The 14,185-nt window shown below is 67.6% G+C and carries 15 protein-coding genes; 5 read left to right on the forward strand and 10 right to left on the reverse strand.

Annotated elements, in window-relative coordinates:
* Positions 1–3: 3 nt before the first annotated feature.
* The 7 genes from ASE02_RS18275 to ASE02_RS18305 all read right to left on the reverse strand — a co-directional run bounded on the left by ASE02_RS18275 (position 4) and on the right by ASE02_RS18305 (position 6,598).
* Positions 4–1,044 carry a substrate-binding domain-containing protein gene (locus ASE02_RS18275; protein WP_056736051.1) on the reverse strand — a complete coding sequence of 347 codons (1,041 nt, stop codon included), beginning with the start codon at positions 1,042–1,044 and terminating at the stop codon, positions 4–6.
* 48 nt (positions 1,045–1,092) lie between these two features.
* Positions 1,093–2,337 carry an OprO/OprP family phosphate-selective porin gene (locus ASE02_RS18280; protein ID WP_056736053.1) on the reverse strand — a complete coding sequence of 415 codons (1,245 nt, stop codon included), beginning with the start codon at positions 2,335–2,337 and terminating at the stop codon, positions 1,093–1,095.
* A 337-nt stretch (positions 2,338–2,674) separates the two neighbouring features.
* Complete coding sequence (phnE, locus tag ASE02_RS18285) at positions 2,675–3,487, reverse strand: phosphonate ABC transporter, permease protein PhnE (RefSeq protein ID WP_056736054.1); 813 nt, start codon at positions 3,485–3,487, stop codon at positions 2,675–2,677.
* On the reverse strand, positions 3,487–4,497 hold the full coding sequence (gene phnD, locus ASE02_RS18290) for a phosphate/phosphite/phosphonate ABC transporter substrate-binding protein (RefSeq protein WP_056736057.1): 1,011 nt from the start codon (positions 4,495–4,497) through the stop codon (positions 3,487–3,489). Before phnD ends, phnE begins: the two co-directional genes overlap by 1 nt.
* On the reverse strand, positions 4,494–5,288 hold the full coding sequence (gene phnC / locus ASE02_RS18295) for a phosphonate ABC transporter ATP-binding protein (protein WP_056736059.1): 795 nt from the start codon (positions 5,286–5,288) through the stop codon (positions 4,494–4,496). The genes phnD and phnC overlap by 4 nt, the downstream gene beginning before the upstream one ends.
* Positions 5,289–5,442: 154 nt before the next feature.
* Complete coding sequence (locus tag ASE02_RS18300) at positions 5,443–5,985, reverse strand: GNAT family N-acetyltransferase (RefSeq protein WP_056736061.1); 543 nt, start codon at positions 5,983–5,985, stop codon at positions 5,443–5,445.
* Complete coding sequence (locus ASE02_RS18305; protein ID WP_056736063.1) at positions 5,978–6,598, reverse strand: alpha/beta fold hydrolase; 621 nt, start codon at positions 6,596–6,598, stop codon at positions 5,978–5,980. The genes ASE02_RS18300 and ASE02_RS18305 overlap by 8 nt, the downstream gene beginning before the upstream one ends.
* Positions 6,599–7,078: 480 nt before the next feature.
* Between ASE02_RS18305 and ASE02_RS18310 the strand changes: the two genes are divergently transcribed.
* The 3 genes from ASE02_RS18310 to ASE02_RS18320 all read left to right on the forward strand — a co-directional run bounded on the left by ASE02_RS18310 (position 7,079) and on the right by ASE02_RS18320 (position 10,398).
* Positions 7,079–8,332 (forward strand): type III PLP-dependent enzyme, encoded by a 1,254-nt coding sequence (locus tag ASE02_RS18310; protein ID WP_056736065.1) that lies wholly within the window; start codon positions 7,079–7,081, stop codon positions 8,330–8,332.
* 95 nt (positions 8,333–8,427) lie between these two features.
* Complete coding sequence (locus tag ASE02_RS18315; protein ID WP_056736067.1) at positions 8,428–9,489, forward strand: deoxyhypusine synthase; 1,062 nt, start codon at positions 8,428–8,430, stop codon at positions 9,487–9,489.
* A gap of 102 nt (positions 9,490–9,591) precedes the next feature.
* Positions 9,592–10,398 carry a phosphatase PAP2 family protein gene (locus ASE02_RS18320; protein ID WP_235536753.1) on the forward strand — a complete coding sequence of 269 codons (807 nt, stop codon included), beginning with the start codon at positions 9,592–9,594 and terminating at the stop codon, positions 10,396–10,398.
* A 9-nt stretch (positions 10,399–10,407) separates the two neighbouring features.
* On the opposite strand, the gene ASE02_RS18325 is transcribed toward ASE02_RS18320, so the two are convergent.
* From ASE02_RS18325 to ASE02_RS18335, 3 genes are read right to left on the reverse strand one after another with little or no spacing between them, the layout of a single operon-like run.
* Entirely contained in the window at positions 10,408–11,256 is an 849-nt protein-coding gene (locus tag ASE02_RS18325) for a class I SAM-dependent methyltransferase (protein ID WP_056736069.1), read from the reverse strand.
* Between the two features lie 23 nt (positions 11,257–11,279).
* Entirely contained in the window at positions 11,280–12,053 is a 774-nt protein-coding gene (locus ASE02_RS18330; RefSeq protein ID WP_056736071.1) for a molybdopterin-binding protein, read from the reverse strand.
* Positions 12,053–12,865 (reverse strand): cytochrome b/b6 domain-containing protein, encoded by an 813-nt coding sequence (locus ASE02_RS18335; RefSeq protein WP_056736074.1) that lies wholly within the window; start codon positions 12,863–12,865, stop codon positions 12,053–12,055. Before ASE02_RS18335 ends, ASE02_RS18330 begins: the two co-directional genes overlap by 1 nt.
* Positions 12,866–12,991: 126 nt before the next feature.
* Between ASE02_RS18335 and ASE02_RS18340 the strand changes: the two genes are divergently transcribed.
* Both ASE02_RS18340 and ASE02_RS18345 read left to right on the forward strand, forming a co-directional pair.
* On the forward strand, positions 12,992–13,180 hold the full coding sequence (locus tag ASE02_RS18340; protein ID WP_056736076.1) for a hypothetical protein: 189 nt from the start codon (positions 12,992–12,994) through the stop codon (positions 13,178–13,180).
* Between the two features lie 54 nt (positions 13,181–13,234).
* Entirely contained in the window at positions 13,235–14,161 is a 927-nt protein-coding gene (locus tag ASE02_RS18345; protein WP_366932451.1) for a thioesterase family protein, read from the forward strand.
* Positions 14,162–14,185 lie beyond the last annotated feature (24 nt).

Below are 14,185 nucleotides of genomic sequence, written 5' to 3' on the forward strand. Positions count from 1 at the left end.
GTTTTAGGCCGCCGGACGCGCCATCGGCGCCAGCTTCTGCGCCGCGCCTTGCTGACCGGCGTGCTGGCCGGCCGGCAGCGGGATCAGGCCGCGACCTTGCAGGTAGCCGCCCCGACCCGTCGCCGCGTCGGAGACGAACTCGTTCAGGTAATCCTGCAGGCCCTGGGTCACCCCGATATTGGCCTTCTTCACATAGATGTAGAGGCTGCGGGCCAGCGGGTAGGAGCCGTCGGCGATCGAGCCGGCCGAGGGCTTCACGCCGTTGACCGAGGCGCCCTTGATCTTGTCCATGTTCTCTTCGAGGTAGGACCAGCCGAAGACGCCGAGCGAGCCCGGGGTCTTGGTCAGGGTGCCGACGATGGCGTTGTCGTTTTCGCCGGCGTCGACCCAGCCGTCCTTACGCAGCGGATCGACGATCTGCTTGAACTTGGCTTCGTTGTTGGAGCGCAGTTCGTCGGCGGTCGGGTACTTCCGGGCGCCGGCCTCGATGGCCAGTTCCACGAAGGCGTCGCGCGTGCCCGAGGTGGGCGGCGGGCCGTAGACGTTGATGCGGTTGCCCGGCAGGCCCGAGCCGATCTCGTCCCAGGTCGTGTAGGGGTTGGCCACGAACTTGCCCTGGCGCAGCACGTTGGCGGCCAGGCCGAGATAGAGGTGCTCGGTCTTGAAGTTGTAGTCGGCGCCGTCCTTGTCGGTGGCGACGACGATGCCGTCGAAGCCGATCTTGATCGCGACGATGTCCTTCACGCCCTTGGCGGCGCAGGCGTCGAACTCCGACTTCTTCATCGGGCGCGAGGCGTTGGCGATGTCCGGGAAGGCGTCGCCGACGCCGCCGCAGAACAGCTTGATGCCGCCGCCGGTGCCCAGGCTCTCGATCTTCGGAGCCTTCTTGCCGGTCTTCTTGGCGTAGTTTTCAGCCACGCGGGTGGCGAACGGGAAGACGGTCGACGAACCGGCGGCCCAGACGTAGTCGCGGGCGGCGTAGGCCGGCGCGGCGGCCGCCAGGGTGGTGGCCGCAGCCGCGGCGCAGAGCAGAAGCTTTTTCATGTGATGTCTCCTGTCGGCCCCGCGCAGATGGCGGGGCCGGCTTTGTTCCTAGAAGTCGAGCTGGGCGCGCATCTGGAAGACGTCGACGTCGACGTCGCGGCCGAGAACCGGATTGTCGTTCTCGCCCTTGGTGTAGTTGGCTTGGAACCGGACATAGGCGGTCGGGTAGTAGTTCACGCCCACCGTCCAGGCCTTGTACTCGCCGGCGTCCTGCGAGAGTGTGCGCGCGGCCGCGGTGCTGGCCGTCGAGTAGGCGTCGCTCAGGTCGGCCCAGTCGTAACGAACCGCCAATTCCACACCGCCGAAGCCGCCGGCGGTGATCGGGTTGAGGATCTTCGGACGACCGAACTCACCCTTGGTGGCGTCGTAGTTGCGCATCTCGCCGGTGGGCCAGAAGCTGGCGAAGACGTAGCCGACATTGAGGTCCGGATCGCCGCCCGCCGAGGCGCCGGCGTTCAGACGGTCGACCTTGATGTTGGCGTACTCGGCCTGCACCGAGAACTGGTTGTGCACCACCGCGCCTTCGACAGCGAAGGTGGTGTCCTTGTCGGCGATGGCGCCGGAGTTGATGTAGCGCGAGCCGAAGTTGGTGTTCGGGCGGCTCTGGTAGTTGAAGGCGGTTTCATCGCCATGGTCGCGCCAGCGGGCCGAGGCCGCCAGGTGGACCTTGGTGCTGTCGGTCAGGATCGGCGCATAGGAGGCGCGGCCGGTGAAGCCGAGACGCTCTTCGCCGGTGGTGACGTCGGCGCTGTTGAGCGAGTCGCCCTGCACGGCCCCGGTCACGGTCCAGTTCATGCCGTTCATCTTGGCCACGGCGCTGACCAGGTAGCTGTCGACGCCGAAGTCGCCGTACGGCCCGCGGTCCATGAAGGTGGTGAAGCGGGTCGAGGTTAGGTTCTCCAGGCCGGCGGCCTTGATGTTACCGAACATGATCGACGTGCTGTCGTTCGGCTTCACCTCGATGACCACGTCATCCCACGACGGCGTGCCGCCGTTCACCCAGCCGCCTTCGACCTTGTAGGCGAGGTAGTTGTTCAGCTTGCCTTCGACGCCGATGAACACTTGGCGGCCGCGGAAGGCGCGGAAGTTCTGGTCGGCGCCGGTTTCGCGGTCGACGTCTTCGAACACCGCGTCCAGCAGCACCCGGCCGCGAACCTTGAATTGGACGTCGTCATTGGTCCACTGCGGCGCGCCCTTCCAGGCGGCGGTGGTGTCTTGAGCTTGCGCGGCGCCCGCGGCGAGCACGAAAACGCTCAACGCCGCCCCGGCGCAGAGCGAGGTTCTGATCTTCATTATTTGGATCCTTGTAGAGCTATCCCCTTGGCCCTCTCAGGCTAGGGGCGGCTTAACGAGGTCCCGTGACGCTTCAGCCAATCTTTCACGACAGTGCGCCGTCCGTTTCGTGACGCCTCGGATTCAGATTTGTGACTGATGGTCTGTATACGGATGAATTAGCCTTCATCCTGGGCCTGGGCGCCCGCCCTTCCGACGCTCGTCATGGCCGGCCGCTTGAGCCGGCCATCCATGGACTCCGCGGTCGGAGACTTGCCTGGACGGGCCGCGCGTATGGATCCCCGGGACAAGAGCCCGGGGATGACGAATTCTAGCGAAGGCGGTCGCCCTGCGCGCTCTACAGCAGCCGGGCGCGCATCGCCTGCGACAGGAAGTCGATCAGCGAGACGGCGACGACGATCACCACCGCGATGGCCGAGACCTGGGCGTAGTTGAAACCGTTCAGAGCGTCGAACAGCAGCTGGCCGATGCCGCCCGCGCCGATCAGGCCAAGCACCGTGGCCGAGCGGGCGTTAGATTCGAAGCGGTAGAGCGCATACGAGGTCCACAGCGGCGCGACCTGCGGGATCACCCCCCAGACCACTTCCTGCAGCGGCGTGGCGCCGGTGGCGCGAACGCCCTCGACCGGACCCTTGTCGATGGCCTCGACGGCCTCGGAGAACAGCTTGGCCAGCACGCCGCCGGTGTTCAGCGCCAGCGCCATGACGCCGGCGAACGGACCAAGGCCGACGGCGACGATGAACAGCGTGCCGATGACCAGGTCGGGCACCGAGCGCAGCAGGTTCATCAGCATCCGCATCGGCTGCTGGATCCAGGGCGGCGAGATGTTGCGGGCGCAGGCCAGGCCGAACGGAACGGCCAGGATCACCGCCAGCCCCGTGCCCCACAGCGCGATCTGCACGGTGAGCCACATCTGGGCGACATAGAGTTTCCAGTGCCCGAAGTCCGGATTGAGGAACTCCTTGCCGAAGGCGCGCATGTTCTCCGAATTGGCGAACAGCAGCGGCAGGCGCTTGATCTCAACCGGCCCGAAACTGAGCATCAGCAGCGCAATCACCGCGCCCCAGACCAGCAGGTCGGGCAGGCGCTGGGTCAGCGTCCGGGTCGGGGCGGGCGGAACCGCCGCCAGCGAGGCTTCCTTGGAGAGCATCAGGCGTCCGGGTTCATGGCGCGGCGCTGAGCGGCCTGCGCGCGGATGTCGTCAAAGGCCTTCTGCGCGGCCGCGATCTTGGTGGCGTCGCCGGCGCGCTTGGCGTCGGCCAGGACCTCGGCGGCCTCCATCTCGCGGATCGGGTCGAGATAGCTGTCGTCGGCGGCCCTGAAGCCGCCATAGGCCAGGCCCTTGAGCACTTCACGCTGCTTGGCGGCGCGCGGGGTGTCGCCGACGCCGTAGGTCAGGAAGAACTGGCGGATCTTTTCGCGGACCGCGGGATCGAGATCCTTGCGCGCGACGATCGAGGATTCCGGCAGCGGTGGCGAGCGCCAGATCACTTCGATCTTGCCGGCGACCGACGGGTTCTCGCGAGCGGCGAAGACCAGGCCGACGGTGTTGTTGGTGGCGACGTCCAGCACGCCGTTGGCCACGGAGAAGACGTTGGCCTGGTGGCTGGCCGAGCGGACGGCCTTGAAGCACTTGGCCGGTTCGATGTCCTTGGGCGTGAACAGATAGGCCATCGGCGCCAGCGTGCCCGAGGTCGACTTGGCGTCGCCCAGGCCGAAGGAGTAGCGCTTGTCGCACTTCATCACGTCATCGAGCGTGATGCCGCTGCCCTTGCGGACGATCAGCACCGACTCATAGGAGGCGATGCCCCCGGAATCGACCACGCGGCCCAGCACCTGGCCCTGGGCGCGGCGCGTCGCCTCCAGCGCCGGCAGGGCCGAGAACCAGCCCACCTGCACCTGGTTGAAGCGCATCGCCTCGATCAGCGAGGTGTAGTTGGAGGCGAAATAGGGCTTCACCTTCACGCCGGTATATTCCGACATGTCGTCCAGCAGCGGCTGCCAGAGCGGCGCCATCGATTGCTGGCTCTCGGCCGACAGGATCGAGAAGGTGATCTCCTTCGGCGCCCCGGCGGCCTTCTGTTCGGGCTCCCCGCCGCAGGCCGACAGCGTCATGGCCAGGGCGAGGCCCAGCGCGCTCAGCAGGTGTCGACGGATCATTTCGGGGCTCCTTCCCAGAACACGTCTTCGAATTCCGGGCCGTAGATGTCGATGAGCTGCTTGCGTTCGAGCCCGCTCGCGGGTCCGTCGTAGACGACCTTGCCGGCCTTCAAGGCCACCACCCGGTCGCAGTAGCGAAGAGCGTAGTCGACCTGATGCAGGGTGACCACGACCGTCAGGCCGTCGTCCTTGTTCAGGTCGCGCAGGATGTCCATCACCCGGCGCGCCGAGACCGGATCGAGCGAGGCGACCGGTTCGTCGGCCAGGATGATCTTGGCCCGCTGCACCAGGGCGCGGGCGATCGCGCCGCGCTGCTGCTGGCCGCCGGACAGGGTATTGGCGCGCTGAGCGGCGTAGTCGGCCACGCCCACCCGGGCCAGGGCCGCCATGACCGCGGCCTTGGTCTCAGCCGGCCACAGGCCAAACAGCCCGCGCGTCTTGTTGATGCGGCCGAGCGACCCCAGCGCCACGTTCGAGAACAGGCTGAGGCGGCCGACCAGATTGAACTGCTGGAAGATGAAGCCGATGCGGATGCGCGCGTCGCGCACCTTGCTGTTGATCTTGCCGTCGGACTGCACGACCCCGCCAAACGCGTCGATACGGCCCGGGCCGTTGTCAATGGTCTGCAGGCCGCTGATCGATCGCAGCAGCGTCGATTTGCCCGAGCCGGACGGCCCGATCAGGGCGATCATCTCGCCCTTGCTCACATTCAAGGAAACGGAATCGAGGGCGCGCCGAGAACCGAAGCTCTTCGAGGCGTTCCGCACGGACAGAACGGCGGCGTCAGACATAGATGGCGAGGCTTCCTCGGATCAGTGCGCGCACGGGGCGAAACAACCTGTAATCGACCACCCCTGCCACGGCTTCATGACATGTCGCGCTGCGTGCGGTCTAGCGTCGGATGACGACGCCCGCGCCGACAAGCCGTCGAATGTGCTCAGAAAGTCAGGAAGACCGGGGTTCGATCAGGTCCGAAAGCCGATCCCAGATAAGGATCACGTTCTGCGAACGCCACATGGGTCCAGGGTCGGTGTAGCGCCCGGCGGCTCGCCCCCCGAGCGCGTCATAGAAGGCGAGCGCCGGATCGTTGCCCACCACGACGCCTAGCGCCGCGCCGTCATAACCCCAGGCCCCGATCTGTTCGGCCAGGGCGCCCATCAGCCGCCGGCCCAGCCCCATCCGCTTAAACTGCGGGTCCAGATAGAGCGAGCGGACCTCGCCCCGCGCCCCAAACGCCGCCTGCGAGGGCGAGGCGGCCATGCCCAGACCGGCCAGTTGGCCACCCACCTGCGCCAGCACCACCGCCTGCTCCGCCTGGGGCTCGGCGAGCATCGCGCTCCATCGCGCCAGACGAAGCGGTTCGTCCATCGCGTCGAACACGTCCGGCGGCGCCAGGTCGCGATAGGCCCGCCGCCACGAGGCCACATGCAGCCGGGCGATGGCGGGCGCGTCGGCCAAGGTCGCCGCCCGCAGATGGATGTCAGTCATCGGCCCGGCCCAGGTGGGCGGCGATCAGCGGCGCGACCTCATCGGCGCGTTGATGCACGAGATCGTGGTCACCGCCTGGGAGCACATGCAGCCGCGCGTTCGGCAGCAGGTCGGCCAAACGCTCGCCGACCGTGACGGGGCTGATCGGATCGGCGTCGCCCCAGAGCAGCAGCACCGGCAGGGCGATCCCCGGCAGCTGCGCGGAAAGATCGACATGCACGTCGCTGAGCCACCGCGCGGCGTTCGGATGGTTGCGGTGATAGGTCGCCTGCCAGTCGGCGGCGCCCAGCTGCTTCATGTCCAGGCCGGCGCTGGTGACCGACAGCACCAGCCGCCGGACCTTCCGCGGGTGGCGCAGGGCGGTCAGCATGGCGACCAGCCCGCCCATCGACTGGGCCAGCAGATCCACCGGCCCCTCGCCCATCTGCGCCTCGACCAGTCCGAGCAGATCCTCCAGGCCGTTCACGTCGGGGTGGCTCGGCTGATGTCCCAGGCCCGGCCATCCCAGATAGACCTTGCCCCAGGACGCAGGCAGACGCTCGCCCACCGGCCGCCAGAAATCGGGATCGGCGCCTGCACCGGGCAGGAAGATGAGTTTCGGCGTGACGGTCACGAGGATGTCCTTGGATCAGGGCGCAGACAAAAGAGCCCGCCGATGAGGGCGGGCTGGCGTTCGAGCGGTTTGCGGGACGACTTGAGCCCAAGGGCTCCGGCGATCAGCCTCGTCGGATCTCCACGCACGCCGCGGCGAACGCCAGAAGGCGTCGGCGTCGGGCGGGCAAGGCGCGCTGGAGAACCATGACCCTAGAATTGCGGTGTGAAAGACCAACGGTCAAGCCGACAGGAAGACCGGTTTTCGCGGGCGGTCCGACCGCTTGCAAATCAAGGGGTCAAAGCCCCCTGAAACCTCTTCGAAACCATGTCACAATTGCCCCCACGCAACCCCTGACGGGCCCAGGGTTTGGCGATGTTTTTACAAACCTCTTTACATCGCGGTCCATCGACCCTATTTCGCAGCGCTCCGGCGGACCCGATGTCCTCAAAAGCGCTGCTAACGCCGGCTAGGTTCAACTGCCAATGGGGGTTACGTGAATTGCACACGTACCATAAGCCCCTGGACCTGGTCCGTCAGCGGCCTCCGGAACGTCCTGTCGCAATAGCGCGACCGGACGCGGTGGCCACGGCGGCGCGCTGGTTCCAGGAAAATTTTAAGGGCGACGTCTTCTACGCGGTGAAGGCCAATCCTTCGCCATGGGTCATTGAGGCTTTGGCCGCCAATGGCGTGACGTCCTTCGATGTGGCCTCGATCCCCGAGATCGAGCTTGTCTCGCAGTTCGCGCCCGGCTCGCGCATGGCTTTCATGCACCCGGTCAAGAGCCGCGTGGCGATCGCGTCGGCTTACTTCGATCATGGGGTTCGCACCTTCGCGCTGGATACGCACGAAGAGCTGGCCAAGATCCTGGCCGCCACGGGCGACGCCAAGGACCTGAACCTGATCGTCCGCCTCGGCGTCGAGGCGGAGGGCGCGGCCTATTCGCTGTCGGGCAAGTTCGGCGTCGACCAGCACCAGGCCCCCGGCCTGCTGCTCGCCGCGCGCCGTGCGACCCAGGACCTGATGGGCGTCTCCTTCCACGTGGGCAGCCAGTGCATGCGTCCGACCGCCTATCAGGCGGCGATGACGCAGGCTTCGCGCGCCCTGGTCCGCGCCGGCGTGTTCGCCGACGTGGTCGATGTGGGCGGCGGCTTCCCCTCGGTCTATCCGGGCATGATCCCGCCCGACCTGGCCGACTACATCGACTCCATCGACCGCGGCTTCGCCGAGATGATGGTTCACGAGACGACCGAGCTGTGGTGCGAACCCGGCCGGGCGCTGGTGGCCGAAGGCTCGTCGATCCTCACCAAGGTCGAACTTCGCAAGAACGACGCGCTTTACCTGAACGACGGGTCCTACGGCTCGCTGTTCGACGCGGCCCACACCAAGTGGCCGTTCCCGGTGAAGCTGCTGCGCAGCGAAGGCGGCGAGGCCTTTGAAGTCGAAGGGCCGCTGAAGCCCTACCGCTTCTGGGGGCCGACCTGCGATTCGCTCGACCACATGCCCGGCCCGTTCTGGCTGCCGGAAGATGTGCGCGAAGGCGACTATGTCGAGATCGGCATGCTCGGCGCCTATGGCGTGGCGATGAACACCCGCTTCAACGGTTTCGGCGACGCCGAGACCGTGGTGGCGAGCGACCCGCCCATGGCCTCGATGTTCGGCCTGGCCCGACGTTCCATTCCCCTGCCTCGGCAGGAGAACCAGAATGTCGTGAAGCTGTCGCGTGCGCGCGGGAAGAAGCGTCGGCGGAAATAAGCCGACTGCTCTGCTATTAAAGCGCGGCCGGTCGCTCCGTCCCGGCCGCGCTTCTTCCATTTGGACGGGCGCTCAAACTCTAAGGGTCTCAGAGAATGAACGCTGACGTTCAAAAGACGAACCGCAAGGCCGAACTGTTGGCCAACACTGTCGAACACGTGGCGATCGACCAGTACGACGCCCGTCCGATCATCGACGCCATGCGCAAGATGAGCTTCACCAGCCGCGACACCGCGCGCGCCGCCGACATCCTGTCGATGTCCCTGGAAGACAAGGACTGCTCGACCTGGCTGACCCTGGCCGGTTCGACCAGCGCCGGCGGCTGCATGCACATCTACCGCGACATGGTGAAGTACGGGATGATCGACACGATCGTCGCGACCGGCGCCTCGATCGTCGACATGGACTTCTTCGAAGCGCTTGGCTTCAAGCACTACCAAGCCCAGTCGAACGTCGACGACCGCGACCTGCGCGATCTCTATATCGACCGCATCTACGACACCTATATCGACGAGGAAGAACTCCAGAACTGCGACGGCACGATCTACGAGATCTGCAATCTGCTGGAGCCCCGCCCCTATTCGTCGCGCGAATTCATCTATGAGATGGGCAAGTGGCTGGCGGCCGGCAACGCCAAGAAGCCCGACTCGCTGATCGAGGTCGCCTATCGCGAAGGCGTGCCGATCTTCTGCCCGGCCTTCGTGGACTCGTCGGCCGGCTTTGGCCTGGTGAAGCACCAGGTCGAGAAGATGAAGGAGGGCAAGCCCTACCTGACCATCGACGCGGTCGCCGACTTCCGCGAACTGACCGACATCAAGCTGGCCGCGGGCACCACCGGCCTGTTCATGGTCGGCGGCGGCGTTCCGAAGAACTTCGCCCAGGACACCGTGGTCTGCGCCGAGATCCTCGGCCACGAAGCCGAGATGCATAAGTACGCCGTCCAGATCACCGTGGCCGACGTGCGCGACGGCGCCTGCTCGTCCTCAACGCTCAAGGAAGCCTGCTCCTGGGGCAAGGTCGACGTGACCTGGGAACAGATGGTCTTCGCCGAAGCCACCACCGTGGTTCCGCTGATCGCTTCCGACGCCTGGCATCGCGGGTCGTGGAAGAACCGCACCAAGCCCCGCTGGGCCAAGCTCTTCGACAAGAAGGCTTAAAGCACTTCAGACGGCCGGGGTTCGCCCCGGCCGTTTTCGTTTCCGGGGTTGGAGGCGCGCCGGCTCCCACGCATGATCGCGCCGAGCAGGTGGGAGGCGACCATGAACCGCGCGCTGATGAGTTTGACCCTGGGCGGCGCGATCGCCGCCAGCGTGGTGGCGATCGCCATCGCCAAGGAACCCGTTCCGCCCGCCGCGCCAACCATCACCGGCTATCTCGGCGACGCCGGACCCGACACCTACAAGATCCTGCCCCCGGCCCCGGTCCCCGGCTCGATCCGCTATGAGGCGGACCGCGCGACCTTCCTGGCGACCCGCTTGGCCAAGGACGGCCCGCGCTGGACGCTGGCCGTCGCCGACGCCAACGAGGCCGCCATCGTCAAGGACATGAGCTGCGCCATCGGCATGGAGCTGACGCCCCAGGCTGCGCCCAAGCTGACCAGCGTGCTGATGAAGATGCGCTTCGACGTGCGCCGGGCGGTGAACCGCCCCAAGGACATCTACAAGCGCCAGCGCCCCTATCTGATCGACCAGGGCGAGATCTGCGTGGCCAAGACCGACAGCCTGGCCGCCAGCCCCGACTACCCCTCGGGCCACACCACCTGGGGCTGGAGCGTCGGCCTGATCCTGGCCGAACTGGTCCCCGACCGCTCCACCCAGATCCTGACGCGCGCGCGCTCGTTCGGCGAAAGCCGGCTGGTCTGCGGCGTGCACAATATGAGCGCCGTGGAATCGGGGCGCACCAACGCCTCGGCCCTGGTCGCGGGCCTGCACGGCTCGGCGGACTTCCGCGCCGACATGGACGCCGCCCGCCAAGAGATCGCCACGCTGCGCAAGACCGCCAAGCCGTTGGACGCCAAGGCCTGCGCGGCCGAGGCCGCGCTGATCGCCAAGTCGCCCTACGACTAGGCCGGCGCCTCAGGGCCGCTTGGCGGTGACGATCCAGGTGGCCGAGGCGAGCATCACGCCTTGAGGCGTCACGTACTGCGCCAACGCTTCGCGGATGGCGCCCACGACGCCGTCCTTAAGCTCGGGCTTCTCGCGCAGCACCGCGCCCAACGGCCCGACCCGTAGGGACATGGCGACGGTCTGTTCCAGGTCGTTGCCGCCGATCAGCTGGTCATGCGGCTGGATGTCGATATCCGCAAAGCCCGCCGCCGCCAGGATGGCGCGCAGGCGCTGCGGATCGGCGAAGGCGAAGGGGCCGGGCGCGGTCGGATCGGCCGGCGGCGGCATCGGCGGCAGCAACGGCAGGGCGGCGAACATCGGCACGCCCATCCACGGGTTCTCCAGCATCGGCCGCCAGCAGACGAAGGCCAGGCGTCCACCCGGCGTCAGCGCCGCGGCGATGTTGCGGAAGGCCGCGGTCGGATCATCGAAGAACATCACCCCAAAGCGCGAGAAGGCGAGGTCGAGACCACCCGGCGCAAAGGCATGGGTCTGGGCGTCAGCCGCCAGGAAACTAACATTCGCCGCCGCCGCGCCGCCGCGACGACGCGCGACCTCCAGCATCGGCTCGGAGATGTCGACACCCGACACCTGGCCGGCGGGACCGACCCGCTGGGCCAGTTCGAGACTGGTCTGGCCGCAGCCGCAGCCGATATCCAGCACCCGCTCGCCGGCCATGGGCGCGGCCGCGTCCATGGCCCGCAGGCCCAGCGGCTCGATCTGGCGGTCCAGGCGGTCCTGCAGCTCCGCCCAGGTCGCCCCGGCGCTGTTGTTCCAATAGGCGATCTGGTCGGCGTTGGCGCCGCTCTCGACTGTCATGTCCGCCGTCCCTCTGCGCTGGATTAGATTCCAGCGTACCACTCATAGCCGCGGTCTTCCCAGAACCCGCCCTTGCCGCCGCCGAGATGGGCGAAGTCGGCCACCGCCTCGATGCGCATCACATACTTGGCGTGCTTGTAGCCCAGCTGGCGCTCGACCCGCAGCCGCGTCGGGGCGCCGTGCTTCACGGCCAGCGGCGCGCCGTTCATGTCGTAGGCCAGGATGGTCTGCGGGTGGAAGGCGTCGATCAGATCGATGCTCTCATAGTAACGGGCCAGCCCCTCCGGCGCGTTGGGGTCCAGGGTGTCGGCGCAGTGGAAGACCAGGTAGCGCGCCTCGTCCTTCAGCCCGGCCTTGTCCAGCAACGGCCCCAGGCGCGCGCCGGTCCACTTGCCGATCGCCGACCAGCCCTCGACGCAGTCGTGGCGAGTGATCTGGGTGCGGGCCGGCTGGGCGCGCAGTTCCGCCAGGCTGAGCGACAGCGGCCGGTCCACCAGCCCGTCGATCACCAGCCGCCAGTCGGCGAAGCCGCTCTCCACCAGGGCCCGATATTCCAGGTCGCCCGGCGCCGTCGAGCCGTTGGCGCGGAAGTCGGGCGAGATCTGATGCTCGGCGAACTCGGTCGCCAGGGCTGTGCGGTTGGCGACCAGCCGCTGGGCGCGGCGCGTCAGCCCCTCGGCGCGGGCCAGCGTCATCTGCACGCCCGAGTTCATGGTGAGCTTGTCGCAGGCCGAGAGCATCGCGCCGGCCGTGGCGGCGGCCAGGCCCGAGAGCCAGCGGCGGCGGGTGGCGGGCATCAGACCTCTCCCTGACGAATGGCGAAGCGGCCGGTGATCATCGAGCGCAGGCTGTTCAGCGGGCTGGAGACCAGCACCATCAGCACATGCACCACCACAAACAGCACGATCAGACTGGCCGACAGGAAGTGGAAGGTCCGCGCCGACTGCCGGCCGCCGAACAGCTCCGGCAACCAAGGCCAGGCCGCGTTCATGCCCGGCGACATCGAGAGGCCGGTCGCCACCATCATCGGCAGCAGCACGAAGATCACCGCCAGATAGGTCAGCTTCTGCAGGGCGTTGTAGCGCCGCGCGGCCTCGCCCTTGGCGAATTTCAGCCGCGCATGGTCGGCGATCTCGGCCAGCAGGTGGCTGGGCTTGAGCTGGTCGCGGCCCGGCAGCAAGTCGCGCCGCACGTGGCCGCCGGCGATATTGGCGCTGAGATAGACCAGCCCGTTCAGGACGAAGAGCCAGGCGAAGAAGAAGTGCCAGCGCCGCCCGTCGGCCAGGCTGCGATAGGTTGGCAGGGTGGTCCAGGCGGGAAAGCCGCGAACCTGGTCGCCGGAAAAGCCGAGCACGCCGGTGGTCTCGAACATCGCCGGGCCGATCTTGGTGATCCCTACCGGCTGGCCGCCGCGCTCCATGGCGACCATCGCCACCCAGGGCTTGGCGAAGGTCGAGGTGTTCCCCCAATAGAGCGCCGGGTGGGCGTTGAAGATCTGCAGCCCGCTGGTCAGCAGCACCAGCAGCGCCAGAACATTGATCCAGTGCGTCAGCCGGGTGACCAGGCTGTGCCGTTGGACGAGCACACTAGCCGAGGGGACTTGGGGCATCTGGGTTCCTTGCCGCGCGGCGCGAGCTTGCCACGAACAGGATACGGCGGCCATCGCCCGACGGATGTCGGAACGGCCACGACGCTCAGTGATTTTCATTGTCGGGGGTCGGAAAGGAGACAAGCGATGAGCGCCCATCACCAAGACCAAACCGAACCCAGGACAAAGCCCGTTCGTCGTCAGACACCGGGACAGCGCGAACGCGCCAGCGAGCCGCGCAGTTTCGCGCCTGCGACCTCGACTGAACCGGCGCCGCCCGAGGGCCGGCTGGGACCGGCCGGCGACCCGGCCGAGGGCAAGCGCGACGAGCCCTAGCGCCCGAGGGCGGGGGTCCTTAAGGTCCCCCGCTCAATTCGGGAGAGCATTGCCGTGTCTGATGTTGACGTCGAGGTCTGGAGCGGCGGCGTCAACACCTGGGAATGCGACGAGATGGGCCACATGAACGTCAGGTTCTGGGTGGCCAAGGCGCACGAGGGGCTGGCCGGGCTGGCGGCGCAACTGGGCATGCCCAGAGCCTTCGCCGCCGATGGCGAATCCACCCTGATCGTTCGCGAAACGCACATCCGCTTCCTGCGCGAGGCCAAGCCCGGCGCGGCGCTCTACATGACCGGCGGCGTGGTCTGGATGGGCGAGAGCGACGCGCGCCTGCTGCTGGTGATCCGCCACCTGCACGGCGAACCGGCCGCCACCTTCCAGCTTGTGGTCGAGCACGCCACGACCGGTGACATGCGCCCCTTCCCCTGGCCGCAGCGGATCCAGGAAAAGGCCGAGGCCCTGCGCATCGAGGTCCCGCCGTTCGCCGCCGCCCGCAGCATCGACCTTGGCCCCGTCGCGCCGACCGCCAGCCTGCCCCGCGCGCTGGAGCTGGGCCTGACCCGCATCGGCCTGGGCGTGATCGGCCCGGCGGAATGCGACGTGTTCGGGCGGATGGCGCCGGAGATCTTCATCGGCCGGGTTTCCGACGGGGTCGGCCGGTTGTTCGGCGACACCCGCCCCGAGCCCGCGGCGGGCGAGACGCCGGCGCGCATCGGCGGCGCGGTGCTGGAATACCGGGTGCTGCACCTGGGGTGGCCGCGGGCCGGCGACAGCGTCGAACTTCGCTCCGGCTTCGGCGGCTGCGACGCCCGCACCCGCCGGGTCTTCCACTGGATGCTCGACCCGCAGACCGGCGCCGCCTGGGGCAGCGCCGAGGCGGTGGTCGTCTCCTTCGACCTCGACAAGCGCAAGGTGATCGACATCTCGCCAGAGGCCCAGGCCGCCTACATGGCCAAGAGCGCCCCCGGCCTGACGCTGTAGGTCCCTCTCCCTCAGCCTCGCTTT

This window comes from Phenylobacterium sp. Root700 (assembly GCF_001429025.1).
Lineage (GTDB): Bacteria > Pseudomonadota > Alphaproteobacteria > Caulobacterales > Caulobacteraceae > Phenylobacterium.

Coding starts and splice junctions, on each gene's coding strand:
- ASE02_RS18275 (WP_056736051.1), bottom strand. CDS start 1,044: ATGAAAAAGCTTCTGCTCTGCGCCGCGGCTGCGGCCACCACCCTGGCG.
- ASE02_RS18280 (WP_056736053.1), bottom strand. CDS start 2,337: ATGAAGATCAGAACCTCGCTCTGCGCCGGGGCGGCGTTGAGCGTTTTC.
- phnE (WP_056736054.1), bottom strand. CDS start 3,487: ATGCTCTCCAAGGAAGCCTCGCTGGCGGCGGTTCCGCCCGCCCCGACC.
- phnD (WP_056736057.1), bottom strand. CDS start 4,497: ATGATCCGTCGACACCTGCTGAGCGCGCTGGGCCTCGCCCTGGCCATG.
- phnC (WP_056736059.1), bottom strand. CDS start 5,288: ATGTCTGACGCCGCCGTTCTGTCCGTGCGGAACGCCTCGAAGAGCTTC.
- ASE02_RS18300 (WP_056736061.1), bottom strand. CDS start 5,985: ATGACTGACATCCATCTGCGGGCGGCGACCTTGGCCGACGCGCCCGCC.
- ASE02_RS18315 (WP_056736067.1), top strand. CDS start 8,428: ATGAACGCTGACGTTCAAAAGACGAACCGCAAGGCCGAACTGTTGGCC.
- ASE02_RS18320 (WP_235536753.1), top strand. CDS start 9,592: ATGAACCGCGCGCTGATGAGTTTGACCCTGGGCGGCGCGATCGCCGCC.
- ASE02_RS18325 (WP_056736069.1), bottom strand. CDS start 11,256: ATGACAGTCGAGAGCGGCGCCAACGCCGACCAGATCGCCTATTGGAAC.
- ASE02_RS18330 (WP_056736071.1), bottom strand. CDS start 12,053: ATGCCCGCCACCCGCCGCCGCTGGCTCTCGGGCCTGGCCGCCGCCACG.
- ASE02_RS18335 (WP_056736074.1), bottom strand. CDS start 12,865: ATGCCCCAAGTCCCCTCGGCTAGTGTGCTCGTCCAACGGCACAGCCTG.
- ASE02_RS18340 (WP_056736076.1), top strand. CDS start 12,992: ATGAGCGCCCATCACCAAGACCAAACCGAACCCAGGACAAAGCCCGTT.